Source organism: Streptomyces coerulescens, from assembly GCF_042657965.1.
GTDB classification, from domain to species: Bacteria; Actinomycetota; Actinomycetes; order Streptomycetales; family Streptomycetaceae; genus Streptomyces; species Streptomyces coerulescens.
In genome coordinates this window covers 1-26,988 of the sequence record NZ_JBHSKM010000046.1, presented here as the reverse complement: position 1 = coordinate 26,988, position 26,988 = coordinate 1, and the positions used below count along the sequence as shown (strand labels likewise).

Annotated in this window: 26 protein-coding genes; 15 read left to right on the top strand and 11 right to left on the bottom strand. The window is 71.2% G+C overall.

Annotated features, from left to right (window positions below; all coding sequences use genetic code 11):
• Positions 1–15: 15 nt before the first annotated feature.
• Positions 16–1,176 carry an ROK family protein gene (locus ACFPQ9_RS40575; RefSeq protein ID WP_380864629.1) on the bottom strand — a complete coding sequence of 387 codons (1,161 nt, stop codon included), beginning with the start codon at positions 1,174–1,176 and terminating at the stop codon, positions 16–18.
• Between the two features lie 168 nt (positions 1,177–1,344).
• Here ACFPQ9_RS40575 and ACFPQ9_RS40570 point away from each other — a divergent pair, with 168 nt between their 5' ends.
• The 4 genes from ACFPQ9_RS40570 to ACFPQ9_RS40555 are packed head-to-tail and all read left to right on the top strand — an operon-like array spanning position 1,345 to position 5,823.
• Positions 1,345–2,310 (top strand): carbohydrate ABC transporter permease, encoded by a 966-nt coding sequence (locus ACFPQ9_RS40570; protein WP_380864628.1) that lies wholly within the window; start codon positions 1,345–1,347, stop codon positions 2,308–2,310.
• 18 nt (positions 2,311–2,328) lie between these two features.
• Entirely contained in the window at positions 2,329–3,246 is a 918-nt protein-coding gene (locus tag ACFPQ9_RS40565; protein ID WP_380864627.1) for a carbohydrate ABC transporter permease, read from the top strand.
• Positions 3,247–3,268: 22 nt separating this feature from the next.
• A complete protein-coding gene (locus ACFPQ9_RS40560; protein WP_380864625.1) occupies positions 3,269–4,606 on the top strand; it encodes an ABC transporter substrate-binding protein in 1,338 nt (445 codons plus the stop codon).
• A gap of 14 nt (positions 4,607–4,620) precedes the next feature.
• Positions 4,621–5,823 (top strand): Gfo/Idh/MocA family protein, encoded by a 1,203-nt coding sequence (locus ACFPQ9_RS40555; RefSeq protein WP_380864623.1) that lies wholly within the window; start codon positions 4,621–4,623, stop codon positions 5,821–5,823.
• A gap of 43 nt (positions 5,824–5,866) precedes the next feature.
• Here the strand turns inward: ACFPQ9_RS40555 and ACFPQ9_RS40550 are convergent, their stop codons facing one another.
• Positions 5,867–6,568 (bottom strand): L,D-transpeptidase family protein, encoded by a 702-nt coding sequence (locus tag ACFPQ9_RS40550; protein WP_380864622.1) that lies wholly within the window; start codon positions 6,566–6,568, stop codon positions 5,867–5,869.
• Positions 6,569–6,716: 148 nt separating this feature from the next.
• Positions 6,717–7,514 (bottom strand): SDR family NAD(P)-dependent oxidoreductase, encoded by a 798-nt coding sequence (locus tag ACFPQ9_RS40545; RefSeq protein ID WP_380864620.1) that lies wholly within the window; start codon positions 7,512–7,514, stop codon positions 6,717–6,719.
• 50 nt (positions 7,515–7,564) lie between these two features.
• Between ACFPQ9_RS40545 and ACFPQ9_RS40540 the strand changes: the two genes are divergently transcribed.
• Positions 7,565–8,113 carry a DUF6887 family protein gene (locus ACFPQ9_RS40540; protein WP_380864618.1) on the top strand — a complete coding sequence of 183 codons (549 nt, stop codon included), beginning with the start codon at positions 7,565–7,567 and terminating at the stop codon, positions 8,111–8,113.
• Here the strand turns inward: ACFPQ9_RS40540 and ACFPQ9_RS40535 are convergent.
• From ACFPQ9_RS40535 to ACFPQ9_RS40525, 3 genes are all read right to left on the bottom strand, one after another.
• Positions 8,104–9,018 carry an SDR family oxidoreductase gene (locus ACFPQ9_RS40535; RefSeq protein WP_380864617.1) on the bottom strand — a complete coding sequence of 305 codons (915 nt, stop codon included), beginning with the start codon at positions 9,016–9,018 and terminating at the stop codon, positions 8,104–8,106. The two genes, ACFPQ9_RS40540 and ACFPQ9_RS40535, sit on opposite strands and share 10 nt — an antisense overlap.
• Positions 9,019–9,171: 153 nt before the next feature.
• Complete coding sequence (locus ACFPQ9_RS40530; RefSeq protein WP_380864615.1) at positions 9,172–9,801, bottom strand: MBL fold metallo-hydrolase; 630 nt, start codon at positions 9,799–9,801, stop codon at positions 9,172–9,174.
• Positions 9,801–10,889: an S-(hydroxymethyl)mycothiol dehydrogenase gene (locus ACFPQ9_RS40525; protein WP_380864613.1), complete on the bottom strand. Its 1,089-nt coding sequence runs from the start codon at positions 10,887–10,889 to the stop codon at positions 9,801–9,803. The genes ACFPQ9_RS40530 and ACFPQ9_RS40525 overlap by 1 nt, the downstream gene beginning before the upstream one ends.
• A gap of 217 nt (positions 10,890–11,106) precedes the next feature.
• Between ACFPQ9_RS40525 and ACFPQ9_RS40520 the strand changes: the two genes are divergently transcribed.
• Both ACFPQ9_RS40520 and ACFPQ9_RS40515 read left to right on the top strand, forming a co-directional pair.
• Positions 11,107–12,804 carry an MBL fold metallo-hydrolase gene (locus tag ACFPQ9_RS40520; RefSeq protein WP_380864611.1) on the top strand — a complete coding sequence of 566 codons (1,698 nt, stop codon included), beginning with the start codon at positions 11,107–11,109 and terminating at the stop codon, positions 12,802–12,804.
• Between the two features lie 234 nt (positions 12,805–13,038).
• Entirely contained in the window at positions 13,039–13,788 is a 750-nt protein-coding gene (locus ACFPQ9_RS40515; protein ID WP_380864610.1) for a sulfite exporter TauE/SafE family protein, read from the top strand.
• An 18-nt stretch (positions 13,789–13,806) separates the two neighbouring features.
• Here the strand turns inward: ACFPQ9_RS40515 and ACFPQ9_RS40510 are convergent, their stop codons facing one another.
• Positions 13,807–14,094, bottom strand: coding sequence for a metal-sensitive transcriptional regulator (locus tag ACFPQ9_RS40510; protein ID WP_030960363.1), 288 nt, complete (start codon positions 14,092–14,094; stop codon positions 13,807–13,809).
• A gap of 62 nt (positions 14,095–14,156) precedes the next feature.
• Between ACFPQ9_RS40510 and ACFPQ9_RS40505 the strand changes: the two genes are divergently transcribed.
• Complete coding sequence (locus ACFPQ9_RS40505) at positions 14,157–14,735, top strand: rhodanese-like domain-containing protein (RefSeq protein ID WP_380864608.1); 579 nt, start codon at positions 14,157–14,159, stop codon at positions 14,733–14,735.
• Positions 14,736–14,901: 166 nt separating this feature from the next.
• Positions 14,902–16,656, top strand: a complete 1,755-nt coding sequence (locus ACFPQ9_RS40500) for an ABC transporter ATP-binding protein (RefSeq protein ID WP_380864606.1) — start codon at positions 14,902–14,904, stop codon at positions 16,654–16,656.
• A 125-nt stretch (positions 16,657–16,781) separates the two neighbouring features.
• On the opposite strand, the gene ACFPQ9_RS40495 is transcribed toward ACFPQ9_RS40500, so the two are convergent.
• Complete coding sequence (locus tag ACFPQ9_RS40495) at positions 16,782–17,627, bottom strand: (2Fe-2S)-binding protein (RefSeq protein ID WP_380864604.1); 846 nt, start codon at positions 17,625–17,627, stop codon at positions 16,782–16,784.
• Positions 17,628–17,901: 274 nt separating this feature from the next.
• Here ACFPQ9_RS40495 and ACFPQ9_RS40490 point away from each other — a divergent pair, with 274 nt between their 5' ends.
• The 4 genes from ACFPQ9_RS40490 (at position 17,902) to ACFPQ9_RS40475 (ending at position 23,771) form a co-directional block, all read left to right on the top strand.
• The gene (locus tag ACFPQ9_RS40490) at positions 17,902–19,077 is read left to right on the top strand and encodes an ATP-grasp domain-containing protein (protein ID WP_380864602.1); all 1,176 of its coding nucleotides are present in this window, start codon (positions 17,902–17,904) and stop codon (positions 19,075–19,077) included.
• Positions 19,074–20,753: an IucA/IucC family protein gene (locus ACFPQ9_RS40485; RefSeq protein ID WP_380864601.1), complete on the top strand. Its 1,680-nt coding sequence runs from the start codon at positions 19,074–19,076 to the stop codon at positions 20,751–20,753. Before ACFPQ9_RS40490 ends, ACFPQ9_RS40485 begins: the two co-directional genes overlap by 4 nt.
• Before the next feature lie 73 nt (positions 20,754–20,826).
• A complete protein-coding gene (locus ACFPQ9_RS40480) occupies positions 20,827–22,575 on the top strand; it encodes an IucA/IucC family protein (protein ID WP_380864599.1) in 1,749 nt (582 codons plus the stop codon).
• Complete coding sequence (locus ACFPQ9_RS40475; RefSeq protein ID WP_380864597.1) at positions 22,572–23,771, top strand: type III PLP-dependent enzyme; 1,200 nt, start codon at positions 22,572–22,574, stop codon at positions 23,769–23,771. The genes ACFPQ9_RS40480 and ACFPQ9_RS40475 overlap by 4 nt, the downstream gene beginning before the upstream one ends.
• Before the next feature lie 77 nt (positions 23,772–23,848).
• Here ACFPQ9_RS40475 and ACFPQ9_RS40470 read toward each other — a convergent pair whose 3' ends face one another.
• Positions 23,849–24,154, bottom strand: coding sequence for a hypothetical protein (locus ACFPQ9_RS40470; protein WP_380864595.1), 306 nt, complete (start codon positions 24,152–24,154; stop codon positions 23,849–23,851).
• Between the two features lie 170 nt (positions 24,155–24,324).
• On the opposite strand from ACFPQ9_RS40470, the gene ACFPQ9_RS40465 reads away from it, so the two are divergent.
• Positions 24,325–24,690 (top strand): nuclear transport factor 2 family protein, encoded by a 366-nt coding sequence (locus ACFPQ9_RS40465; RefSeq protein ID WP_380864593.1) that lies wholly within the window; start codon positions 24,325–24,327, stop codon positions 24,688–24,690.
• A gap of 189 nt (positions 24,691–24,879) precedes the next feature.
• On the opposite strand, the gene ACFPQ9_RS40460 is transcribed toward ACFPQ9_RS40465, so the two are convergent.
• Together ACFPQ9_RS40460 and ACFPQ9_RS40455 are read right to left on the bottom strand one after the other, a co-directional pair.
• Positions 24,880–25,869, bottom strand: coding sequence for a CU044_5270 family protein (locus tag ACFPQ9_RS40460; RefSeq protein ID WP_380864591.1), 990 nt, complete (start codon positions 25,867–25,869; stop codon positions 24,880–24,882).
• Entirely contained in the window at positions 25,862–26,395 is a 534-nt protein-coding gene (locus tag ACFPQ9_RS40455) for an RNA polymerase sigma factor (RefSeq protein ID WP_380864589.1), read from the bottom strand. Before ACFPQ9_RS40455 ends, ACFPQ9_RS40460 begins: the two co-directional genes overlap by 8 nt.
• Before the next feature lie 105 nt (positions 26,396–26,500).
• On the opposite strand from ACFPQ9_RS40455, the gene ACFPQ9_RS40450 reads away from it, so the two are divergent.
• Positions 26,501–26,988, top strand: a 488-nt coding sequence (locus ACFPQ9_RS40450; protein WP_380864981.1) for a cbb3-type cytochrome c oxidase subunit I, incomplete at its 3' end; no start/stop codon positions are given.

Here is a 26,988-nt window from a genome sequence, read left to right as displayed (position 1 = left end):
CGGGAGATGCCCAGTTCAGGCGTCCGCGGCCCCCAACACCAGCACCTGGATGGCGAGAACGGCGGCACCACGCGCCCAGTCGTGAAAGTCGGACACCTTGGTCTCCAGGTCGATCGGGGCGGCGAGCGGATGCCGGTGGGCGCGCATGGCGTCTGCCACAGTCCCGCCGGCTACGTCCATCAGCCCCACCCCCTCCCCCGCGAGAAGGATCTTCTGCGGCAGCACGAAGTTGGCGATCTGCGCGACCAGGACGCCCAGCGCGGCTGCTGCCTCCTCGATCACGCGGGCGGGCATCGGCTCCCCGGCCGCGGCGAGCTCCAGGATCTCCTCGTACGTACGGTCATGGCCGGTGGCGGCCCGCACCTGGTAGCGGATGTTCGGGATGGTCAGCAGGGACACGGCGCTGCCGCGCGCCCCGTCGGGGGTCAGCGGGCCGTTGGGGTTGATGATCCAGTGCCTGCCGAAGCCGCGGTCCTCCTCGGCGTAGGGCACCCGCTTGCCGCCGAGGACCAGCCCGTAGCCGATGCCGGCGCCGATGGTGAGGACGACGAACCGGTCCAGGCCGCGGCCGGCGCCGAACCAGGTCTCGGCCTCGACGAGTGCGGCGACGTCGTTCTCCACCACCACCGGCAGCCCGGTGCGCTCCTCCACCAGCTCGGCGAGCGGCACGTCCCGCCAGTGCAGGAACGGTGACTCCCCGACCACGGCACGGTCCTCGACCAGACCGCCCACACCGATGCCGATGCCGGCGAGCCGGGGGTGGCTCGCGGCGAGCTCCTCGGTCATCTCGCCCAGCAGGTCCACTACCTCGGTCGGTTCCTGGGAGGCCAGGGGGCGGTCGTAGCGGGCGACGATCTCACTGCGGAGGGTGGTCACGACGCCGTAGACCATGTCCTCGGTGATCTTGTAGCCGACGAAGGAGCGTGATTCGGCCACCACGTCCAGCGGCTGGGAGGGGCGCCCCTGACGCACCTCCATCACCCCGCCCGCCTCGGGGACCTCGATGAGCAGGCCCGACTCGATCAGCGGTTTGGTCAGCCGGGTGAGGCTGCCGGCGGAGAGATCGAGTCGCCGGGCGAGTTCGGTGCGCGACAGGGGGCCGGCGAGGAGCACCTCGATCGCCACCGAGCGTTCACCGGGGCTGAGAGGAAGCCAGCTGGCGGCTACTGCGGTCATGGTCGTCAGGCTCCCACATCCATGATTTCTTTCTTCTCAAAATCAACCAGGCCAGTCTATGACGGCCGGGGCGGCCTGAAGAAGATGTTCGCAGGACTCTTGACGGCTCGATTCTTCCGCCACAAAAGTAAGTGGCCGAGGATGAGCCGCAGACGAGGGAGTCTCCCGATGACCATCGCCTCCAGCAGCCCACCGTCGCGTCTGCCGCTGGGCGACGCCATGGGGGCAGGGACGAAGCAGCGAATACGGCGGGCGGCGACCCGCGAGAACCGGGGCGACGGACGGCTGGCCGCCGTGTTCATCGCCCCTGCGCTGCTGGGCTTCGCCGTCTTCCTGCTCTGGCCCACGCTGCGGGGCATCTACCTCAGCTTCACCCGCTTCAACCTGCTCACGCCGCCGGAGTGGGTGGGCCTGGACAACTACGTCCGGATGGTGAACGACCCGATCTTCTGGGACTCGCTGCTGGTGACCGTCGAGTACGTGGTCATCAACATCGGCGTGCAGACGGTGTCGGCGCTAGCCATCGCCGTGCTGCTCCAGCGGCTGACGCAGTCGGCGGTGCTGCGCGGGATCGTGCTCACGCCGTATCTGATGTCCAACGTCGTCGCCGGCATCGTCTGGCTCTGGATCCTCGACACCCAGCTCGGCATCGGCAACGAGATCATCGCCGGGATCGGCCTCGACCGGGTCCCGTTCCTCGCGGACGAGACCTGGGCGATCCCGACGATCGCCCTGATCAACGTGTGGCGGCACGTCGGCTACACCGCCCTGCTGCTGTTCGCGGGGCTCATGGCGATCCCGAACGACATGTACGAGGCCGCGAAGGTGGACGGCGCGAGCGAGTGGCGGATGTTCTGGCGGATCACCATGCCGCTGCTCAGGCCGGTCCTCGCGGTCGTGCTGATCATGACGGTGATCGGTTCGTTCCAGGTCTTCGACACGGTCGCGGTGACCACCGCGGGCGGCCCGGCGAACGCCACCAACGTCCTTCAGTACTACATCTACGGCGCCGCCTTCGGCCGCTTCCAGTTCGGCTACGCCTCGGCGATGTCGGTCGCCCTGCTGGTCGTGCTGAGCGCCATCACCGTCCTGCAGTACCGGCTCACCCGGGCCGGCCAGAGCGACCTCGGCTGAGGGAAGGGAGACACCGACATGGCTGCTGTGGCAGAGACGACGACCGTACGGCGTGTCCGGCGCGGGCCCTCCCCGGGGCGGATCGTGGCCTGGGCGGTGATGGCCGCCATCGTGCTCATCACGCTGTTGCCGTTCTACTGGATCCTGCGCACCGCGCTGTCCTCGAACACGGCGCTCGCCGCCCATCCCGGCGACGTGCTGCCGGTCGACGCGACGACCGGAGGCTTCGAGCGGGCCCTCGGCCTCCAGTCGACCGAGGAGGCCATCGCGCAGGGCGGTTCGGGCGGCGGGCTCAAGTTCTGGCGCTATCTGGTCAATTCGGTGATCGTCTCGACACTGATCACCGTCTGCCAGATCTTCTTCTCCGCCATGGCCGCGTACGCCTTCGCCCGGCTGCGCTGGCGCGGGCGGGAGAAGATGTTCGGCCTGTTCCTGGCCGGCCTGATGGTGCCGACGATCTTCACCCTGCTGCCGAACTTCGTGCTGATCAAGCAACTCGGCCTGGTGGACAGCCTGTTGGGCGTGGCGCTGCCGACGATGTTCATGACGCCGTTCGCGGTGTTCTTCCTTCGGCAGTTCTTCATGAACGTGCCCCGCGAGGTGGAGGAGGCCGCCCTGCTGGACGGGGCCGGGAAGATCCGGATCTTCTTCCGGGTGATGCTGCCGATGGCGTCCACACCGATCCTCACGCTGGGACTGCTGACGTACATCACCGCCTGGAACGACTACTTCTGGCCGTTGATGGTGTCCTACAGCGACAGTTCGCGGGTGCTGACCGTGGCGCTGGCCATCTTCCGGGCACAGACACCGCAGTCCGGCTACGACTGGTCCGGCCTCATGGCGGCCACCCTCATCGCCGCGCTCCCGATGCTCGTGCTGTTCGGCTTCTTCGCACGCCGCATCGTCAGCTCCATCAGCTTCACCGGCATCAAGTAAGGGGACAGGGATGCGAGTTCGGATGCGTACGCTCCTGGCGCTCACCGGGGCGCTGACGCTGTCCCTGGCCACCGGCTGTGCGCAGGGCGGCGCGGCCGGGTCGGGCGGGAACGCGGTGACGTACTGGCTGTGGGACGCCAACCAGCTGCCCGCCTACCAGGCCTGCGCGAAGGGCTTCGAGAAGCAGAACCCGGGCCTGAAGGTGAAGATCACCCAGATGGGCTGGGCCGACTACTGGACCAAGCTGACCGCGAGCTTCATCGCGGGCACCGAGCCGGACGTCTTCACCGACCACGTCCAGAAGTTCGGCCAGTTCGCCGACCTGCAGGTCCTCGAACCGCTGGACGACCTGGGCCTGGACGACTCCGCCTATCAGGCCGGGCTCGGCGCCAACTGGAGAGGCCAGGACGGCCATCGCTACGGCGCGCCCAAGGACTGGGACACCGTCGCCCTCTTCTACAACCGGAAACTCGTCAAGGACGCCGGGCTCACCGCCGAGCAGCTCAACACGCTCGCCTGGAACCCCGAGGACGGCGGCACCTTCGAGAAGGCCATCGCGCATCTGACCGTCGACAAGAATGGCAAGCGCGGTGACGAGAAGGGCTTCGACAAGAAGAACGTGAAGGTGTACGGGCTGGCGACGGCCGGCGCGGGGGACGCCGACGGCCAGACCACCTGGAGCCCGTTCGTCTCCTCGGCCGGCTGGAAGTACACGGACAAGGCGCGTTGGGGCACCAAGTACCAGTACGACAGCGAGACCTTCCAGTCGGTGATCGACTGGTACTTCGGTCTGGCGAAGAAGGGCTACCTGGCGCCCTTCACCGACTACACCGACGGCGCCAACCCGCCCAACGCCCAGGTCGCCTCCGGAAAGGCGGCGACCTCCCTCGACGGTGCCTGGATGATCTCCACCTACTACGGCACCAAGGGTCTGGAGGTCGGCACCGCGCCCACACCGGTCGGCCCGACCGGCAAGCGGGCCACCATGATGAACGGCCTCGCCGACTCCGTCACCAAGAACGCCCGCAACAAGGAGGGCGCGAAGAAATGGGTGCGGTACCTGGCCTCGAACGAGTGCCAGAAGACCGTGGGCGGCTACGGCATCGTCTTCCCGGCCACCCCTGACGGCACCCGGGCGGCCGTGGCGGCATACGAGAAGAAGGGCATCGACGTGTCCGCGTTCACCGAACCGGTCACCGACAAGAAGGACGCCACGACCTTCTCCTTCCCGATCACCGACTACGCGGCGGACGTGTACTCCCTGATGCGCCCCGCCATGCAGGACGTCTACGCCAACGACGCCCCGGTGCGCGGCCTGACCAGGACCAACGACCAGATCAACCTCATCCTCGGCCAGTGAAAGGCACACACTCCATGACGTTCTCCCTCGGCATCGTCGGCGCCGGCCAGTTCTCCGGCCAGTTCGCCACGCTGTTCCAGGCCCACCCCGGTGTCAGCGACGTCTACGTCACCGATCTGCTGCCCGAGCGGGCCGAACAGCTCGCCGGCGCACAGGGACTGGCCGGCACCTTCCCCTCGTACGAGGCGATGCTGGAGTCGAACGCCGTCGACGCGGTCGCCATCTTCACCCAGCGCTGGACCCACGGCCCACTGGTGCTCCAGGGCCTGAACGCCGGCAAGCACGTCTACTCCGCCGTCCCCATGGCGATCACCACGGAGGAGATCGCGGCCATCATCGAGGCGGTCAAGGCGACCGGGCTGACCTACATGATGGGCGAGACCAGCCAGTACAACCCGGCCACCGTGCACGCCCGCAACCAGATCGCCGAGGGCGCCTTCGGGCGGCTCTTCTACGCCGAGGGCGACTACGTCCACGACATGGACCTGGGGTTCTACGAGGCGTACCAGTACAGCGGCGGCGAGAACTGGAAGGCGACCGCCTCCTATCCCCCGCTGCTGTACCCGACGCACGCGGTGGGCGGGGTGCTGGGCGCCTGGCAGACGCACGCCGTGAGCGTGTCGGCGATCGGGGTCGTGGACGACCGGGGCGACGGGGTCTTCGACAAGTCCGTCAGCCAGTTCGGCAACGACGTGTCGAACGCGACCGCGCTCTTCGAGGTCGCGGGCGGCGGGTCGTTCCGGACGAACGAGTTCCGGCGCGTCGGATACCCGTCCCACATACGGGAGTCACGGTTCCGGTTCTTCGGCACCGAGGCGAGCATGGAACAGCTCGCCACGGTCGCCTTCTGGCAGGACAAGAAGGGCGTCAAGGACATCAGCGAACTGCTGGAGCCCAAGCCCACCCTGTCGCCGGACGACCCCTCGCTCAAGCACATCGCGCCGGAGCTGCGAGCCGCCTTCACCTCGGGTTCGGCACCGGTGCACGACCGCGCCCGGCTGCCGAGGGCGTTCGACAACCTGCACAACGGGCACGAGGGCAGCCACCACTTCCTGGTCGACGACTTCGTGACCGCGGTCAACAGCCGCACTTTGCCGTCCGTGAACGCGTGGGTGGCGGCCCGCTACACCCTGCCGGGGATCATCGCGCACGAGTCCGCGCGGCAGGGCGGAACCAGGCTGGAGATCCCGGACTTCGGGGACGCGCCCGAGGCGTGACGTTTCCCCGAGATCGACCCGCGAGCCGGGTGCCTGTCCTGACTCAGGTGCCCGGCTTGCGGCCGTACACGTAGACGTCGTCGCCGTTCTTCAGCAGCGACCAGTACTTCTTGGCGTCGGTCTTCGTCATGTTGACGCAGCCGTGCGAGCCCGGCGGGTTCCACATGCTGACGCCGACGGAGTGGAAGGCCTGGCCGCCGTCGAAGAACTGGGCGTAGGGCATGGGCACGTTGTAGATGCTCGACACGTGGTCGATGTTGCGCCAGTAGATCTTCTTCAGACCGGTGCGGGTCTCGTAGCCGTTACGGCCGGTGCGGACCGGGACCGGGCCGTACACGAGCCTGCTGCCGTCCTGGACCCAGCTCAGCTGGAGCGTGAGGTTCACACAGGCGATGCGGCCCTTGTTGACGGGGCACTTGCCGTCCTTGTTGGGGTTCTTGCCGACGGCCTTCTGCTTGTTCATCAGGTCCATCACACCCCAGGTGACGGGACCCGCGTAGCCGGCGTTCGGGCTGATGCCGTGCTTGGTCTGGAAGGCCTGGATGGCCTTGCAGTCGGCGCTGGACTGCCTGCCGTCGACCGGCCGGCCGAGGAACTTCTCGACCTTCTTCTGATAGGGCCCGGCCTGCGTCGTACAGCTCGGAGCCGCCTGCGCCGGTGCGGCGGCGAGCGTCAGCGTGAGCGGTGCGACCAGTCCGCCTGTGATGCCGAGTGCGACGGCGCGCCGTCTGCGTATGTCCCCCATGGCCGGGCCCTTCCCTAGCGTGTTCCTGTGGACTTCTGCCAGGTAGACCCGTGTATCGGGGTATCGGTTGTGCCGCCGGCCCGGCTGTGACCGAACAGTGAAATTTCGCCGGGCGGAAGGGCGGGGTTCGACCGGTGCGCCGGACGGCTCAGGCGTCGTCCGCGCCCCTGACCGCTGCCAGGAATCCGGTGTTCACCGCGGTCAGGCCGCCGTCGACGGTGAGCGTGGTGCCGGTGATCCAGGCCGCGTCGCGGGACGCCAGGAAGGCGACCGCCGCGGCGATGTCCTCTGGCTCACCGACCCGGCCCAGCGGGTACAGGCCACGGATCGCGTCGAGCTCCTCGTCCCGGCCCTCCCACGCCGAGGTGCGCACCGTGCCCGGGTTCACGAGGTTGACGCGGACACCGCGGGCGGCGGCGTGGCCGGCGAGGGTGCGGGTGAGGGAACCGAGGCCGGCCTTGGCGGCGCTGTAGGCGTGGTTGCCGAAGTCCTGGAGGCCATTGACGGAGCCGATGTTCACGATGGCGCCGCGGCCCGTGGCGGCCAGGTGCGGCAGGGCGGCGCGGCAGCAGCGGTAGGTGCCGGTCAGGGTGACGTCGAGGTCGAGCGCCCACGCGTCGTCCGGGCCGTCCTCGAAGAGCTCGGTGTCGGGTGTGCAGGAGGCCGCGCTGTTGACGAGGACGTCCAGCGAGCCGAAGGCGGCGACGGCGTGGGCGACGGCCGCCTCGACACAGGCCCGGTCGCCGACGTCGCAGGCCATCGCCTCGGCCACGAGCCCGCGCCCCCGCAGCTCCCCCGCCGTTCGCTCGGCCTCGGGGCCGTCCCGGTCGGTCACCAGGACGCGGGCTCCCTCCTCGGCGAAGCGGCGCGCGGCCGCGGCGCCGATGCCGCGGCCGGCGCCGGTGATCAGGACTGCGTGATCTGCGAAGCGCGTCGTGTCCGTCATGGAGGGAACCGTAGTGCCGGGACGATCATCCGGGCAGATAGCGTGCCTCCATGTCGGTGTTCCTGCAGCAACTCCCCGCGCTCATGGGCGTCATGGTCGGCGCCCTCGGTTCCTACGTGGTGGTCGTGCGCGGCGACCGCATGCGGTTCGGACGGGAGCAGGCGGCGCGCTGGGAGGAGCGGCGGCTCGCGGTGTACGCCGACTACGCGCAGTCGGTGAAGAAGACGGTGACGGTGACGTACCGGGTGGCGGCCGATGCCGGTGTCGATCCGCACCCGGACCCCCTCACCCTCGAACAGGCTCAGCCACTGCTGGCCGATGCCACCACCCGCCGGGACCCGGCGGGTGAGGCACTGATCATGCTGGGCAGCCCGGCCGTGGTGGAGAAGGCGCGCGCCTGGGTCGTGACGGCGCTGGAGATGGAGCGGTTCGTGCGGGAGCACCGGGAGGACCGTGAGGCATGGCAGGCGCTGCTGGAGCGGCAGCGCGCCGGGCGTGAGGGCTACTACGCGGCCGTGCGGGAGGACCTCGGGCTCCCGCCGGGTCACTCCGCGCGCTGGCCGCTGCCCGCGGTCGATCCGGTGCCGCCTCAGCGGTAGCCCGTCGTGTCGGCCGGCTTGCCCGCGTCCTGGACCTCGACGAGATAACGCCAGGCGTCGGGGCGGCTGCCGTCGAGGTCGGTGAAACCGTAGACCTGGGCGAGCTGCCCGCTGGAGAGGGACTCGCCGTTCCAGCGGGACAGGTCGGGGTCGGCGGCGAGGGCGGCGACGGCCCGGCCGACGTAGCGCGGGGTCTCGGAGATGGCGAAGTGCGGGACGCGTGCGAGGGCGTCGCGCCAGTTGTCCTCGCGCACCTCGAAGGCGTCCAGCATCATCTCCGAGCGCAGCCAGCCCGGGGTCAGCGCGACGGCGGTGGCGCCGCGCGGTCCGAGCTCGTGGCCGAGGGAGAAGGCCATGCGCAGCACGGACGCCTTGGCGAGGTCGTAGAAGAAGGAGTTGCGGTAGTTGACGCTGTTGTAGTCCGCCGTGCCGTCGGTCATCTCGACGACCAGTCCGCCCGGGTTCCGCAGCAGCAGGGGCAGGGCGTGGTGGCTGGTGATGGCGTGCGTCTCGACGGCGAGGCGCAGCAGCTTCAGGCCCTTGTCGAGGTCGTGCTCCCAGACGGGGCTGTCCCAGGCGAAGAGCTTCTCGCCGCCCCAGACGTCGTTGACGAGGACGTCGAGGCGGCCCTGTTCGTCGGCGATCCGGTCCACGAGGGTGCGGACCTGCCCCGGGTCGAGGTGGTCGGTGGGTACGGCGATGCCCCGGCCGCCCGCCTCGGTCACCAGGTCGGCGGTGTCCTCGATGGTCTCGGGGCGGTCGTACTCCGAGCGCCGGGCGCGGGTGCTGCGTCCCGTCACATAGACCGTGGCGCCGGCCGCCCCGAGCTCCACCGCGATGCCACGTCCGGCACCTCGGGTCGCCCCGGCGACCAGTGCGACCTTGTCCTTGAGCGGCTGTGACATATCCGGCCTCCCGTGCCCTCGTGTGTGGTGTCGTCATCGAGGGTGCCGGGGAAGCCGGACATCTTCTGTCGTCTTTTTCGGGAGGATGCCGTCTGTTGCCGCAGGGTCACCCGGCCGGGGCAGTCGCGCGTCGCGGTCCGGCCGGTCGGGGGCTCAGTGGCCTCGGTCGATCCACTCCTGGAGGTGCGGTGCCTCGTCGCCGATGGTGGTCGGGTCGCCGTGGCCGGTGAGGACCTTCGTCTCGGGCGGGAGGGTGAGGAGCCGGTCGCGGATCGAGCCGATGATCGTCGGGAAGTGGGAGTACGAGCGGCCGGTGGCGCCGGGGCCGCCCTGGAAGAGGGTGTCTCCGGTGAAGATCACGCCGAGGCCGGGGTCGTGCAGGCACACGGCGCCCGGCGCGTGCCCCGGGGTGTGCAGGACGGTGAGGTCGGCGCCCGCGGCCTCGATGACCTGGCCGTCCAGGAGATGCGCGTCGGGGTCGCGGTCCGGGTGGGTCAGCTTCCACAGCGGCATGTCGTCGGGGTGCAGCCAGATCGTGGCGCCGGTGCGGTCCGCCAGGGCGGGCGCGGCGTCGATGTGGTCGTTGTGGGCGTGGGTGCACACGATCGCCTTCAGGCGCCGGTCGCCGACGGCCGCGGCGATGGCGTCGGCGTCATGGGCGGCGTCGATGACGACCACCTCGTGGTCGTCCCCGATCAGCCACACGTTGTTGTCGACGTCCCAGGTGCCGCCGTCGAGGCTGAACTGCCCGGATGTGATGAGGCGTTCGATACGGGCGGTCATCAGAACACCACCACCGAGCGCAGGACGTCACCCTGGTGCATCCGCTCGAAGGCCTTCTCCACATCGGTGAGTTCGATCGTCTCGGTGACGAACGCCGCCAGGTCCAGTCGGCCCTGCAGATGCAGGTCGATCAGCATCGGGAAGTCGCGGGAGGGCAGGCAGTCGCCGTACCAGGAGGACTTCAGGGCGCCGCCGCGGCCGAAGACGTCGAGCAGCGGCAGTTCGAGCTTCATCTCGGGGGTCGGTACGCCGACCAGGACGACGGTGCCGGCGAGGTCTCGGGCGTAGAACGCCTGCTTGTAGGTCTCGGGGCGGCCGACGGCCTCGATCACGACATCGGCCCCGAACCCGCCGGTCAGCTCGCGGATCGCCTCGACCGGATCGGTCTCGCGGGAGTTGATCGTGTGGGTGGCGCCCATGGAGCGGGCCTTCTCCAGCTTGCGGTCGTCGATGTCCACGGCGATGATCTTCGCGGCCCCGGCGAGGTGCGAGCCCGCGACGGCCGCGTCACCCACGCCGCCGCAGCCGATCACGGCCACGCTGTCGCCGCGGCCGACGTTCCCGGTGTTGATCGCCGCGCCGATGCCGGCCATCACCCCACAGCCCAGCAGGCCGGCGACCGCCGGGGCCACCGACGGGTCGACCTTGGTGCACTGTCCGGCCGCGACCAGCGTCTTCTCGGCGAAAGCGCCGATGCCGAGCGCCGGGGAGAGTTCCTGGCCGGTGGCGGCGAGGGTCATCTTCTGGCCGGCGTTGTGGGTGGCGAAGCAGTACCAGGGCCGGCCGCGCAGACAGGCCCGGCAGTTCCCGCACACCGCACGCCAGTTGAGGATCACGAAGTCACCGGGCGCCACGTCCGTGACGCCGTCGCCGACGGACTCCACTACACCCGCCGCCTCATGGCCGAGCAGGAAGGGGAAGTCGTCGCTGATGCCGCCCTGCTTGTAGTGCAGGTCGGTATGACAGACCCCGCAGGCCTGGACCCGTACGACGGCTTCTCCCGGCCCCGGATCCGGCACGACGATCGTCTCCACGCGCACGGCCTCGTCCTTGCCCGGTGCGATCACGCCCCGCACTTCCTGCGCCATGGTGCCCAGCCCTTCCCTCCGCGGATCTCCGTCCACTTCCGACCCTAGACGCAACTGATCAGTAAGGGCACGGAGCCGCGGTCCTCGTATGTGCTTCCGGCCACCGCCCCTCGAATACCCCCAGGGGTACCCTGCTACTGTGGGATGCATACCCCCGGGGGTAAATCTCCCGACGGGGTGGGCACGGGCTTCACCAGGACAGGAGAGGAGTGCTGCCGTGTACTTCGTCGACACCATCGAGGTGCCGGGACTCGGCAACCGCGGCTATCTGGCGGGCGGCGCGAACAGCGCCGTGGTGGTCGACCCGCCGAGGGACATCGACCGGGTGATCACGGCCGCCGCACGGCGGGGTGTGCGCATCACACATGTGGTGGAGACCCACGTCCACAACGACTACGTGACAGGCGGCCTGGAGCTGGCACGTCTCACGGGTGCCGCCTATCTCGTGCCTGCCGCGGCTCGGGTCGCCTACGCGCGCGTGCCGGTCGCCGACGGGGACCGTACGCCGATCGAGGACGGCCTCGTGCTGCGCGCCCTTGCCACCCCCGGGCACACCCCGCACCACACCTCGTACGTACTGGAGCAGGCCGGGCGGGCCGTGGCCGTCTTCACGGGCGGCTCCCTGCTGATCGGCACCGTGGGGCGGCCCGACCTGGTCGAGCCCGGGCTGACCGACGGGCTCGCGCGGGCGCAGTACGACTCCGCGCACCGGCTGGCGGCCGAGCTGCCCGACGAGACGCAGGTCCTGCCCACACACGGCTTCGGCAGTTTCTGTTCGGCCGGCCGGTCGGCCGGTGGGACGGCGACGACCATCGGGCGTGAGCGGCAGGCCAACGACGCCCTGATCAAGGATGTCGACACCTTCGTCGCCGAGCTGCTCGCCGCACTCGACGACGTACCGGCGTACTACGCACACATGGGGCCCGCCAACACACTGGGCCCGGCTCCTGTGGATCTGACGCCGCCCCGCCAGGCCGACGCCGAGGAGATCGCGGCGCGGCTGGCTGCCGGGGAGTGGGTCGTGGATTTGCGTCACCGGGTCGCCTTCGCCGAGGGCCATGTCGCCGGGTCGGTCAACTTCGAGGCCGAGGGGCAGCTGGCCACCTATCTGGCCTGGCTGCTGCCCTGGGGCAAGCCGGTGACGCTGCTCGCCGAGACACCCGCCCAACTCGCCGACGCCCAGCGCGAACTGGTCCGCGTCGGCATCGACCGGCCCGCCGCGGCGGCCACCGGTTCCCCGGCGGACTGGGTACGACCCGGCGAGCGCCCGCGCTCCTTCCCCCGGGGCACCTTCGCCGACCTGGCGGCCCAGGACGACGTGATCACGCTGGACGTACGCCGCGACTCGGAGCGTCAGGCCGGCCACATCAAGGGCTCGATACACATTCCGGTGCACGAGCTGCGCGGCCGTCTCTCCGAGATACCGGACGGCGCCGTGTGGGTGCACTGCGCCGGCGGTATGCGCGCCGGTATCGCCGCCTCGCTGCTCGACGCGGCGGGCCGTGAGGTCGTCGCCGTCGACGACTCCTTCGACTCCGCCCGCGCGGCCGGGCTGCCCATGGCCCGCGTGACGCCGGCCGAGGCGCGGGAGCGGACGGACGCGGGCGCGGTCCTCGTGGACGTCCGCGAGGCACCGGAGTGGGCCGAGTGCCACGCCCCCGGCGCCGTCCTCGCTCCCCTGTCCGCCCTGGCCGCCGGCGAGCCGCTGCCCGAGTCCGCGCGGTCCCGCCCGGTCGTGGCCATCTGCCGCTCCGGCAAGCGCTCCCGCGAGGCGGCGGCCCTGCTCTCCGCGCGCGGTGCGGAGGTCGTGGACGTGGTCGGAGGGATGCGCGCGTGGGCAGAGGCCGGACTTCCGGTGGTGGCCGAGACGCACGTGTCCGCGGTGGCGGAGTCGGGGCGGTCCGGTGGGGAGTGAGGTCCGGATCGACGGCCGTCGTCGCATGGCGCCCGCTCCCGGCCACCAGCCCGGGAGCCCGAGCCGTGGGTCGTATCGCCCTCCCGCGGCCCGAGCCGTCGGTCGCGCCCGGCCAGGGAGCGCCCAGCACACGTCACGACGGATCCGGGCGAGTCGCGTGGTCACGCCCGGGCCGGTCCCAGCGGGTCGCGCGAACGCACCCCGCATGCCGGCTCTCACTCCGGGAGCCCCCTCGTGACCACCCTGCTCCTCGGGCTGCTCGCCGGAGGCGCGACCGGGCTCGCGCTCGGAGCGCTCGGTGGGGGCGGCAGCGTGCTGGCGGTGCCGGCGCTGATCTATCTGCTCGACTTCAGTCCGGCCGCCGCGGCCACCGCGAGCCTGCTCGTGGTGGGCGTCACCTCTGCCACCGCGCTCGGCGCGCACGCCCGAGCGGGCACCGTGCGCTGGCGGGGCGGGGCGCTGTTCGCGGCGGCGGGGCTGGTCCCGGCGGCGATCGGCGGCGTGGTGTCCGGGTGGCTGCCACCCTGGCTGCTCACCGGAGCGTTCGCGGTGATCGCCGCTGTCGCCGCGCTGCGCATGCTGCGCCCGTCGGCGTCCGTACGGCACGAGGATGTGCCGGTGCGGTCCTGGCAGGTCGTCCGGGCCGGAGCGGGACTCGGCGCGGTGACCGGTGTGCTGGGGGTCGGCGGCGGTTTCCTCGCCGTACCGGCGCTGGTGAATGTCGTAGGGCTGCGGATGCGGGCCGCCGTGGGGACCAGTCTGCTGGTGATCACCGTCAACTCGCTGGTCGCCCTGGTGGCGCGGGCCGGCACGGAGGCGCGGATCGACTGGGCCGCCGTGGCCCCGTTCGCGGCGGCCGCCGTGCTGGGCGCGTGGGACGGCAAGCGCCTCGCCGGGAAAGTCTCCGGCGACCGGCTGCGACAGCTGTTCGCCTGGGCTCTGCTGGCGGTGGCCGCCTTCATGCTGGTGGACGCCGTCGTATGACCCGAGTACGGCCCGTGGCTACGCCAGGGACAGGAAGAGCTTCTCCAGACGGGCCTTCATCTGCTCCGTCGTCTCGCCGTCGGCGCGCCCCTTCTCGGTGTCGGTGAGGCACTGCTGCAACCCGGTCGCGATGATCGCGAAGCCGGCCCGGTCCAGGGCGCGCGAGGCGGCGGCGAGCTGGGTGACCACGTCCTCGCAGTCGCGGCCCTCCTCGATCATCTTGATCACTCCGGAGATCTGCCCCTGTGCCCGGCGCAGCCGGTTCAGCACCGACTTGAGGTCATCGCCCTCGAACTGAAGCTCCACGATCACTCCTCTACATACCCTTGGGGGTATTTTACCCCTCCTCTGAAAGGATCTCACTCCCCATGACTTCTCCCCTCGACCCGCGCGCCCTCGACGTCGACGCGGCCCGCACACAGCTGCCCGGTCTGACCGTCATCGACGTCCGCACCCCCGGCGAGTACGCCTCCGGTCATCTGCCGGGCGCTCTGAACGTCCCCCTGGACCGGCTCGACCGCGCCCTGCCCGCGCTGCGCCGGCACTACGGCGAGCTGCTGGTCGTCTGCGCCTCCGGAGCCCGCTCCGAGAACGCCTGCCGGCTCCTCGCCGAGCACGGCATCGCGGCCTTGACCCTGACCGGCGGCACTCAGGGCTGGGCGGCGAGCGGGCACCAGCTCGACCGTCCCGCGTCCGGCGGGCGCCGCACATGGTCCATGGAACGGCAGGTCCGGTTCACCGCGGGCGCGATCGTCCTGGTCGGTTTGGGGCTCGGACTGCTGCACCCGGCCTGGCAGTTGCTGTCGGCCGGTATCGCGGGCGGTCTGGTCTTCTCGGCGCTCACCAACACCTGCGGGATGGCCGCGATGCTCTCGAAGCTGCCGCACAACCGCCCGCGCCCCGCCGAACTCGACACCACCCTGGCCGCCCTGGCCCAGCGCGCGTAGGCACACACCACCACATGCGGTCCCGCCCTCGCCCGGGCAGTCCCGTCCCCCGAGGACGTCCCCCACTGCCCTGGGCGATGGCGGCCCTGGCCCACGAGAAACCCGCGGGCCCGGCGGGCGGGAGCCGACGTAGCCTGAATGCTCCGTACGACTCCGGAGGAGCCCCGTGAGCATCGCCGACACCCAAGTCACCCCGCCCACTTGGCGGCTGCTTCTGGGCTATGTACGCCCCCACCGGTGGGCCCTCCTGGTGGGCGCCCTGCTGTCGCTGGTCACGGGCGCGACCGGGCTGCTCCTTCCGCTGGTCGCCCGGGAGCTGATCGACGACCTGTCGCACGACCGGGCCATCACCGGGGCGCTGCTGATCATGTCCGGCCTTGTGGTGGCCAACGCGGCGCTGGGCGCGCTGGGTTCGTACGTGCTGCGGCGCACCGCGGAGTCGGTGGTGCTCGGCGCGCGGCGCGCTCTGTCGTCGTATCTGCTGCGGTTGCGCATCACCGCCGTGGACCGCAGCGAGCCCGGCGATCTGATGGCCCGCGTCACCTCGGACACCACGCTGCTGCGTGAGGTCACGACCGACTCGCTCGTGGGCCTCGGCACGGGTGGGCTCACGCTCGTGGCGACGGTGGTGATGATGGGCCTGGTGGATCCGGTGCTTCTCGTGGTCACGCTCGCCGTGATCCTGGCCGCCGGCACGGTCCTCGGCGTCATCGTGCCGCGCATCAACAAGGCCAGTCGCCAGGCGCAGGACGCGGTCGGGGTGATGGGGGCCTCGCTGGAACGGATCCTCGGCGCGCTGCGGACGGTGAAGGCGTCGGGCGCCGAGCACCGGGAGGAACGTACGCTGCACGACGCCGCCGAGGAGTCCTGGCGGCAGAGCGTGCGAGCCGCCAAGTGGGCGGCCGCGGCGGGCAACACGGCGGGGCTCGCCATGCAGATCGCCTTCATCACGGTGCTCGCGGTCGGTGGGGCACGGGTGGCGACCGGCGCCATCGACATCGGCACGCTGGTCGCGTTCCTGCTGTACGTCTTCTATCTGATGTCGCCGATCCAGGAGGTCGTCGGCGCGATCACCCAGTACCAGACCGGCTCGGCCGCGCTCGCCAGGATCCAGGAGGCGCTGCGGCTGCCCGCCGAACCGGTCGCCCCGCCCGCGCCGTTGCCGGCCGCCGGGGCGCAGCCCGCCACGCTGGCCTTCGAGGACGTGCGCTTCCGGTACGCCGAGGACCTGCCGTACGTCCATCACGGGGTGACGTTCGCCGTGCCCGCGCAGGGCATGACGGCGTTCGTCGGTCCGTCGGGCGCGGGCAAGACCACGGTGTTCTCGCTCATCGAGCGGTTCTACGACCCCGAGGAAGGGACCATCACGCTCGACGGGCGGGCCCTGGCGGACTGGGAGCTGGTGCAGCTGCGTTCGGCGATCGGGTACGTGGAGCAGGACGCGCCGGTTCTGTCGGGTTCCCTGCGCGCCAACCTGCTGCTCGGCAACCCGGAGGCGGACGAGGACGCCGTGACGAGGGTGCTGAAGACGACCCGGCTGGACGGTCTGGTCGCGCGGCTGCCCGACGGTCTGGAGACGCTGGTCGGGCACCGTGGCACCAAGCTGTCGGGCGGCGAGCGCCAGCGCGTGGCCATCGCCCGCGCCCTGCTGCGGCGGCCGCGGCTGCTGCTCCTCGACGAGGCCACGTCGCAGTTGGACGCGGTGAACGAGGCGGCGCTGCGGGACACGGTCGCCGATGTCGCCCGTACGACCACGGTGCTGGTCGTCGCGCACCGGCTGTCGACGGTGACGATGGCCGACCGGATCGTGGTGATGGACGCGGGCCGGGTGCGCGCGGTGGGCACGCATCGCGAACTCGTGGCCGCGGATCCGCTGTACGCGGAGTTGGCGGCCACGCAGTTTCTGGCGACGGCGGGGTAGCGCGCAGTCGGGTTCGCCGCGACTACGGGGGTGCCGGGGGCGGTTCGTGGTCGTCCGCGGGTTGGGTTGTGGCTGGTCGCGCAGTTCCCCGCGCCCCTATTAGGGGCGCTGCCGGTAACGCCGTTTCAGCCCTCGAGGCGGCGTTGGCGTTCCGTGTCGTCGGTGCGGGGGCAGGTGGTGCACGCCTCCGCCGGGCGGATCGTGTAGTACATGCAGCAGCCGGCGCGGGTGCGCGTCGGGTGGCGGCGGCCGTCGTCCGTCGTCAGGTGCCGGAAGTCGGCGCCGCTCGGGTACGGGGCCACCGGGGACGGCAGCAGTCGGGTGGCCGCGCGCACGGCCTCGTCCTCGTCACCCAGGAGGCGGCCGAGGTACCAGATGCCGGAGACCAGGTCGTCGCAGACCATGCCCCACAGGGCGCGGGAGCCGCGGCGCGCGACCGGGGCGATGGCGTCCAGCAGCGGCGCCATGTGATCGGCGACCGCGGCCCTCAACTCGGCGCGCAGAGCCTCTTCATGAGGAACCGTCAGTACGCCGGGCAGAGCCGCCGCCGGATCGTCGGCCAGACAGGCGAGGTCGCTTCCGGGTGTGACCGTGAACTCGGCCGTGGCGAGGTCCAGTCGCAGGTCCTCGGGCCGGATCCGCGGCACCCGGCGTTCGAGGTACCAGGCTCCGCTCATCAGGAGCGACACCGACCAGGCGTAGTCGTGCAGGGCGCGCGAGGCGGCGACGTGACGGCGCGGAACGACCCCGTAGCGATCGTGAATCCGGGTCTCCTCGGCGGCCACGAAGGCATCGAGCACGGCCCCGTCCTTCACCAGTTCCGCCGCCGACACGCCCACTCGTGCATCGTCCGCACCGGGTTGGACGACCCGCACGGAAAGCACGTCGCACAGGCCGGTGAGCCTCATGTAGACGTCACCGAGCGTATGCGCGACCGTGGTGGCCGGTGGGGCTGTCGGGGCCAGGGACATCGTTGCTCCCCTGCGGGTTTTCCATGCGGAGTCAGATAGGTAAGGCTTACCTTACACTCACGATCAAGCGGGGAAGTCCAGGTAGTTCACTTGCGAGTGATCGAGCGTCATGAAACGCCGAACCGACAGGATGGCGTTTTGAGAGATAAAGCAAGCCTAACCTAAGCTCACTGCTTGTGACCGCGACTCGACGAGGCGCACCGCTCGGTGTGCCCATCCCTCTCCGGGCGCGGCCCGCGACCCTCCACCCGCCAGCGGAAGTCAGTTCATCGCCATGCGCCTGTATCTGCTCGCTCTCAACCCGACCGACGCCGTCTCCGAGGGCTTTCTGCCCGCCGCGGCCCGGCTCGGCCTGGATGTCACGGTCCTCACCGACCAGCCCGCGGCCCATCGCCGCGCTCACCCGGAGATCGAGGTCCTGGAGTGCGATGTACGTGACTTCCGGGCGGTGATCAGTCGCGTCTCGGCTCATCACCGGCCCGACGCCGTCTTCACCAACAGCGACCATCTCCAGACCCAGGCCGCCCTGGCCGCCGCCTACTTCGGCCTGCCCGGCAAGGACTGGCGGGCCACCCTGCGGTGCAAGGACAAGGCCGAGATGCGCCGCCGGCTCGCCGCGGCCTGCGTGGACACCGTGTGGTCGGCCGAGCTGACCGTGCCGGTCGCGCCCGGCGACGCGCCGTACCCCTGCGTCCTCAAGCCGCGCGAGGGCGTGGCCAGCGAGGACGTCCTCCTCATCGAGGGCCCGGAGGAACTGGTGACACACGCCAAGGAGATCCTGGAGCGCCGTCCGGGCACCGTCCTGGTCGTCGAGGAGTACCTCCCCGGCGACCTGTTCACCCTGGAGACCCTCGGCGACGGGCACGTCCGCCATGTCTTGGGCGGCTTCCGCACCGAGCTCTCCCCACCGCCGTACTTCGTCGAGGAACGCCTCACCTTCGCCCCCGCCCATCCCGCGCCGGTCCTCGCGCAGGTCCTGGAGCAACTGGACACGCTCGGCGTCGGGTTCGGGGCCTGCCACACCGAGTTCGTGGTGCACGAGGGGCGGGCGCGGATCATCGAGGTCAACTACCGTGCCATCGGCGACCAGTGCGACCTGCTGCTGGCCCGCCTGCTGGAGATCCCGCTCTTCGCAGATATCCTGCGCACCCACCTGGGCGAGCCCCTGCCGGCCGACCTCGGCGCCCGCCGGGACGGCGCCGCCCGTCTGGAGTACCCGTGCGCCGACCGCGCCGGAACCCTCGTCGACGCTCCCTCCGCCACCGAACTGGCGCTGGGCGGCGTACATCTGACGTACCGTCCGTTGCGTGCGGTCGGTGAACGGCACGAGCTGTACCGCACCAATCGTGACTACCTCGGCGTCCTGCGCGCCACCGGCACCGACCAGCCGGCCGTGGACCGGGCCGTGGCGGGCTTCCTGGCCGGGCTGCGCTGGGAGATCCAGCCGTGACCACGCCGACCACCACCACGGACACCTGCGAGGCGGAGCTGCTCACCCGGGTCCTCGGCGCACTGCTCCGCGAAGACGTGGTCGGGCTGCGCAGCCGGGGCACACCGGTGCGGCGGCCGGACGGGAACTGGGTGCGGCTGCCGGTGCCGGGCGACGCGCTGTTGCTGCCCGTCACCGAGGACGGCTACCAGGGCGCCTTCGCCGCCCGGTTGCCGCTGCTCGTGCGCGAGTCGAACGGCGCCGAACTGGCGTCGTGCGACAGCGTGCTCGGCGCTCTGCGTGTGCTCGCCGAGCCCGAGGACCGGGACGGCTTCGACGCCTTCGCCGAGGAGTGCCGTCAGACGCTGGCGACGATGCGGCTGCACGCGGCGACGCGGCATGAGGTGATGGAGCGGCTGAGCTTCGGGACGGGTCTCGGCGGGAGCCTGGCGTACGACACGCTCGCGGCCCGGCTCGACCATCCCGTCTATCCGACGGCACGCGGCCGCTCGGGGCTGGGTGAGAAGCATCTGCTTTCGTACGCACCGGAGTTACAGCCTCGATTCCCGCTGCGTTGGGTCGCCGTGCCGCGCGAGACCGTCACCGTCTCCGGCACCCTGCCGGAGTTCTGGCCCACGCCCGCGGGCCTCGGGCCGGCGGACCCGCACGGCACCCATGTGCTGCTGCCCGTGCATCCGCTGACCTTGGACGCCCTGCGCGCCGCCGGTCTCCCGGACGGTGCGGTGCTCGTCGAGCGGGCCCACCTGGAGGTCGTGCCGACGCTGTCCATGCGCACCGTGGCGACGGTCGCCGATCCGTCCGTGCACCTCAAACTCCCCCTCGCCACGGCCACGTTGGGCCTGCGCAACAAGCGGACCGTCAAGCCGGGCACGCTGGTCGACGGCGCCGTCGGGCAGCGGCTGGTGGAGGCGGTGATCGACCGCGAGCCACGGTTCCGGGACGTGATTCTCCACGCCGACGAGACGACGTACGCCCACGCCGGGAACGAGCTGCTCGCCGTACTGTGCCGCCGCTACCCGGCCGGTCTCGACGACGCCGTGGTCGTGCCGATGGCGGCGCTTCTCGCGGACGCCCCCGACGGACGGCTGGTGCTGGACCATCTCGCCGACCGCTTCCAGGGCGGTGACCCCCTGGCCCTGCTGGATTCGGTCATCACCTTGCTGTTCGACTGGCAGACCACGCTGTTCGGATACGGTGTCGCCCTGGAGTCCCACCAGCAGAACGTCTCGCTGGTGCTGAGGTCCGACGGTCCACGTCTGCTGTTCAAGGACAACGACGGGCCCCGAATCAACACCGAGCGGCTGCACGCCGCGCTCCCTGGCCCGTGGCCCTTCAATGACGAGCGGATCCTCGGCACGGACGACGGGCCGGTCGCCGACCTGTTCACCACGATCACCGTGCACCTGTGCGCAGGCGCGTACGCCTTCGGGCTCCCCCGGCACCGCCGCGCGCTCCTCGACCTCGTACGGACCCGGCTGACGGAGTCCGTCGACCGGCTCGGCGGCGACGCGGCGGACGTCCTGCGCGCGCGAGTCCTGCACGCGCCGGAGCTTCCCGTGAAGGCGATGGTGACGGCCGGGACCCTGCTGTCCAAGGAACGCTCGGGCGCGGCCGACATCAACAAGCACTACACCAGCGGGCCCAACTACCTGCTGCCGCCCGGTGGTTCGGCATGAGCCACCGAGCCTGCCGCTCCTCCCTTCCCGCTCTCCTGTCCACCCCGCACCCGCCCATCCGCTGGAGCCGCTGATGCCCTTCCTGACCGACACGCTCCCCGAGCAGGGCACCGCCCCGGTCGACTGCCCCCGGCTGCCCGCCGCCGACGAGGTCGTGGCCCACACACTCCTCAACTGTCTGCTGCGCGAGGTCTCCGGACCCGAGCACCAGAGCGTCGTCACCGACGGCCGGCTGCTGCTGCGGCTGCCGCGCCGCGGCGTCCTGCTGCGCGTCGCCCTGCGCCGTACATCGCTGCTCGGCGCGCACCGGTTCACCGGGCCGGTGAGCGAGCAGCGGGGCAGCGTGTGGACGGAGCTGGACTGGCGCCGGCTGGCCGAGTACACGCACGACGAACTGTGGCTGCGGACGGGTCTGCGCAACGAGGAGTTCCTGGAGCAGATCGCCTCCAGCCACGGGGCCGTCGCGACGGCGCTCGCCGCCACGCGGCCGGTCCACGACCCGCAGGACCGGCTCTCCGCCTACCTGGCCTCCGAGCAGTCCCTCCTCTTCGGCCACCGCTTCCACCCCACCCCGAAGGCCCGCACCGGCGACCCGCGCGCCTGGTCCGCCTACGCCCCCGAGACCGGCGCGTCCTTCCAGCTGCGGCACCTGGCCGTGCGCAGCCCTCTGATCGCCGAGGAGTACACCGACCCCGCGTCCCTCGCACCGCTCGACGCCCAACGCCCGGACGTCCCCGACGGCTACCGGCTGCTGCCCGCCCACCCCTGGCAGTTCGAGACGCTGCGCGAGCATCCGCTGCTGCGCATCGCCCTGGAGCGCGGCGACGTCCTGGACCTGGGGCTCGGCGGTGCGCCGTTCGCGGCCACCGCGTCGGTGCGCACGCTGTACGACGGGAAGACGTTCCTGAAGTTCAGTCTGAATGTGCGCATCACCAACTGCCTGCGCAAGAACAGCAGTTACGAGCTGTCCGGTGCCGTAGCCCTCACCCGGGCCATGGCGCCGGCGTTCGCCGACATCACCGAGCGTTTTCCGGGTAGCGACATGCTCCGTGAGCCCGCCTATCGCACGCTCGCCCTGCCCGGCCCCGACGGCACACCGGACCGCGCGCTGCTGGAGGGCTTCGGTGTGATCGTCCGCGAGGGCCTGCCGGACCGGCTCGCCCCTGGCACCACTCCCCTGCTCGCGGCGGCCGTCGCCGACGAGTACCCGACCGGCGGCGCACACATCTCCCGACTCCTCACCGGCTCCGGCGAACGGGCGGCCCTCGACTGGTGGTCGGCGTATCTCCAGCTCCTCGTCCCGCCGGTCCTGTCCGCCTACTTCGACCACGGCCTGGTCCTGGAGCCCCACCTGCAGAACGTCCTGATCTGCGTCGACGGCGACGGCCGACCCGCCCAGGTGCTCTTCCGCGACCTGGAGGGCACCAAGCTGGTCCCGGACCACCACGAGGACACCCTCGCCGCGCTGCCGTCCGAGGTAGCGGGGCCGATGACGTACGACGCTCAACGCGGCTGGGACCGCGTCGTCTACTGCCTGCTGGTCAACCATGTCGCCGAACTGCTCGCCGCCCTCGCCGACCTGCACCCGCCGGCGGAGGCCGAGCTGTGGGCCCGGGTGCGCGACACGCTGCGGGCGTATGCCGACGATCACGGCTGCCCGCCCCGGCTGGCCGCGCTCCTCGCCGGGGTGCCGCTGCCCGCCAAGGCCAACCTGCTCACCCGCTGGGAACGCAAGGCCGACCGGGAAGCGGGCTACGTCCGGCTGCCGTCCCCGCTGGCCGAGGACGTCCTGCGCGACACGACCGGGAGCACCTCCCGATGACACGGCCCACGCCCGCGGTCCGGGACCGTGTGCTGTCCCTGTCCTCGGCGGAACTCCCCGCGTATATCTACGACTTGGGGGCACTGCGCATCCACGCGGCCACCGTTCGGGGCGCCCTTCCCGAGCAGGTGGAGCTGTACTACGCCGCCAAGGCCAACCCGGAGCCGGAGATCCTCACCGCGCTCGGACCGTACGTGGACGGCTACGAGGTGGCCTCGGGCGGCGAACTCGCCCATGTCGGCAAGGCAGTTGCCGGACGCCCGCTCGCCTTCGGCGGTCCCGGCAAGACACCGGACGAGATCATCGCCGCGCTGGAGCAGGGAGTCGAGCGCTTTCACGTGGAGAGCCGGCACGAGTTGCTGATGCTGGCCGGGCTTGCGCGACGGGTGGCGCCGGGGCGGCGGGTGGCGGTTCTGCCGCGCGTCAATCTGCCCATGGCCGACGACTTGTTGGCGGGCAGTTCGCTCTCGATGGGCGGCCGGCCGACCCCCTTCGGCATGGACCCGGCGCGGGCCGAGCCGATGATCCGGCAGCTGGCCGACGGCGCGTTCCCGCAGCTCGAACTGCGCGGCGTCCACGCCCACTTGGCGAGCGGCCTGGAGGCGGCGGAGCAGGTGGCGGTGGCCGGGTCCGTCGTCTCGTGGGCGACGGGCCTCGGGGTCCGGCTCGGAGAGGTGAACGTCGGCGGCGGCATGTACGTCGACTACGGCGACCCCGAGCGCCGCTTCGACTGGGCCGCCTACGGGACCGGGCTCGCGCGGCTCACCGAGCGGCATCCGCGGCTGACCCTGCGCATCGAGCCGGGCCGGGCGCTCACGGCGTACTGCGGCTGGTACGCCACCGAGGTGCTGGACGTGAAGCACAGCCACGGCGAGGAGTTCGCCGTGGTCCGCGGCGGCACACATCATCTGCGGACCCCCGCGACCAAGGGGCATGACCAGCCCTGTTCCGTCCTGCCGGTGGACGCCTGGCCGCACCCGTGGCCGCGTCCGGCGGCCGAGAGCGAGCGGATCACCCTGGCCGGTCAGCTGTGCACCCCGAAGGACGTACTCGCCCGCAGGGTGCCGGCGGCCGCGCTGCGGGCCGGGGACCGGGTGGCGTTCGCGCTGGCCGGGGCGTATGCGTGGAACATCTCGCACCACGACTTCCTGATGCACCCGAGGCCCGGCTTCCACTTCCTGGACGCCACTGCGTAGACGGCTCGTGACTCTCGGCACACGCGAAGGGCCGCCCGGTGCACGGGCGGCCCTGATGCGTGCGGGTGTGCGGCACCTCAGACGTCGAGGGGCGGCAGCATCCTGGTCACCGGGGTGTCGACCGGCCTGAACTGCTGCGGCCGCTGCGCCCGGCTCAGCTCCTTGAGCTGGTCGAGGCGGGCCAGCTGCTCGGAGGGCCGGGGCACCTTGGCCCTGCGGTCCGCGGGCACGCCGGTGGCGGCCAGGGAGTCGAGGGTGGTCACCGGGTTGAGCATGCCGGCGTTCGGGGGGTCCAACGGGGCCGCGTTCGCCAGCGGAGCGGCGAGGCCGGTGAGGCCGGCCGCGAGACCAACGGCTGTGGCGATACGTCGTGTTGAGATCATGCCTATCGCAACGCCGTCGGCCTGCCGCCGGACACGGCCGGCCGGCGTCCCTCACCCATCAGGCCGAGCGCATCGACAGCGCTTGCCGAGGCACGCGCCGCGGAGGACTCTCAGAGGTGAGGCACTCGCGGCCGCCCCTCGTCCTGCCGCGGGCCTCGGAGGAGGTCACCATGGGCACCACCGCAACCCCGTCATTCGACACCGACACACTGCGCCGGGCCGTAGAAGGGCACAGCCCGGACAGTCTTCTTTCGCTGTACACGGACGACGCGGAGATCCGCGTAGTGAACCGCAACGCGCAGCCGAGCCATCCGAAGGTGGTCAGCGGCCGGAACCAGATCGCCGAGATGCTCACCGACGTCTACAGCCGCGACATGACGCACAAGCTGGAGGGATGCGTGGTCCAGGGCGACCGCGCGGCCTACAGCGAGTCGTGCGAGTACGCGGACGGCGTGCGGGTGATGTCGGAGTCGATGATCACGCTGCGCGACGGGAAGATCTCCGAGCAGATCATCATCGAGGCATGGGACGAGTAGGGAGGACGTGGCCGAAGGTCCAGGTCTCGGCCCGGCTGACCTGGACCTTCAGGGCACGTGCGGCAGCGGGCCGGACCCGTCCGGTCCGGCCCCGGCGGGCCTGGCCGATCGCCGTGGCGGGCCGGCTGGTGTCCGGCGCCCTGTCGCGGTCGGCCTCGCGGTCGGCCCGGCCACGGCAGCTGACCCCACTCAGCGCATCCAGGCGCTGTATGTCATCACGTCACCGGCTTTCACGCCGAACGGGGGGTCGTCCCGGGTGAAGGTCAGCTCCAGCCCCAGGACGGAACCGTCGACCGGGTTCATGATCAGCATGCGGCGGCTGCCGGCACCGTCGTACACGTACGCCTGTCCGCGCCGGCCCAGCCGGTCCGTGACCTGACCGACCGGCCGCAGTCCCTCGGCGCCCGCAAGGAGCCGGGCCAGCGCGGCGGACTCGCGGGGGCCGAGGGTCCAGTTGTCGAGCAGGATCTTGGCGGCGTCGAGGAGTTCGGCGGTGGACAGGGGCTTGGAGTGGTCCGCGAGGAAGGCGCGCTCGGCCTCCTCCAGATAGTCGTGCAATGCCTCGGGCTCGTGCGGTGGCGGGGACTCGGGCGGGGCGTCGCTCCAACTCGGCGGGTAGGTCTGCCTGCTCAGGACATGGCCGTCGTCGACCAGGCGGGGTGCGCCGTCCTCGTCGGTGAGCACGGGTCGGCCCGGGTGGCGCGGGTCGGTCGCCACGACGAGCTCCGTGTGGCTGTCGTCGGCGTTCCAGCGCACGATCGTCTCCCGCGGCAGGGTGATCGGCGGATCCTGGTCGCTCATGGCGAGGCTCCACGACTGCACATGCGTGCCCTTGCGCAGCTCGGGTGAGTCCGCCGACGCCGCCTGTTCGGCACGCTCGGCGAGCCGTGCCATGGATACGGGCGTGGAGTCGGCCCGCACGACCAGCGGGCGGGGCGCGGCGGCCGCGGGGGCGGTGGTCTGGCCGGTGAACAGCAGTGCCGACACGAGCGCGGCGACGACGGCCGAGGCAGCGAGGCCCCAGACCAGCCGGGCGCGGCGGCGGGGAGTTGCCGGGCGCTCGTGCAGCAGCCGGCCGAGAAGCCGTTCGGCGTTGTGGTCCAGCGGGCCGTCGCCGTAGTGCGGGCCGTCGACCGGTTCCGGGTTGGCTCGGCGCAGCAGTTCGAGTTCGTCAGCCATGGCTTCGTTCCTTGGGCACGGTCGTCGGGCTCACACGGTCTATCTCGGCTCTCAGCCGGCGGCGGGCGCGGTGCAGCCGCATCGAGGCGGCCCGGCTGCCGCAGCCGAGGGCGACCGCGAGTTCGTCGACGCCGAGTTCCTCCCACGCCGTCAGCCGCAGCACCTCCTGGTCGGCCGCGGACAGCCGGGCCAGCGCCTCGTGCACCCAGGCGCCGGGCGCCTCCGTGTCGGGGCTGTCCACGATGTGCCGCCCGTGCGCGGCGTCGTCGTTGCCCATCCGGTCGACCAGCCGCCGACGGCGCCCGTAGCCGCGTACCGCGTTGGCCAGGCAGTTGCGTGCCACGCCGTAAAGCCAGGGCAGCGGGGCGGCCGGGAGGTCGGCCCGGCGGCGCCACGCCACGGTGAACACCTCCGCCACCACTTCCTCGACCTCACTCGTACGCCCGTCCAGTCGCCGCGCGACATAGCGGCTGACCGCCCAGTAGTGCTCGCGATAGGCAGCGGCGAAGGTCTCGTCGTTGCTCATGTTCCGTTCGTGTCCGGCACCGGCCGGATCGTCACACCCCTTTCCGTGATTCTCGTCGCGTCGGTCGAGTGTGACGTGCGGGTGGGGTGCGGACACAGGCGGGGCGTGAAGAGGATCAAAGACTTCAAGGCCGTCCAGTGGCTGACCACCACGGATCACAAGACCATCGGCACGCTGTATCTGGTCACGTCGTTCGCCTTTTTCTGCCTGGGCGGGGTGATGGCGCTGTTCATGCGCGCCGAGCTCGCCCGGCCCGGTCTGCAGATCATGTCGAACGAGCAGTTCAACCAGGCGTTCACGATGCACGGCACGATCATGCTGCTGATGTTCGCGACGCCGCTGTTCGCCGGCTTCACGAACTGGATCATGCCGCTCCAGATCGGCGCGCCGGACGTGGCCTTCCCCCGGCTGAACATGTTCGCCTACTGGCTCTACCTGTTCGGCTCGCTCATCGCGGTGGGCGGCTTTCTGACTCCGGAAGGCGCGGCCGACTTCGGCTGGTTCGCCTATTCGCCGCTGTCGGACGCGGTCCGTTCGCCCGGCATCGGCGCCGACCTGTGGATCATGGGCCTGGCCTTCTCCGGCTTCGGCAC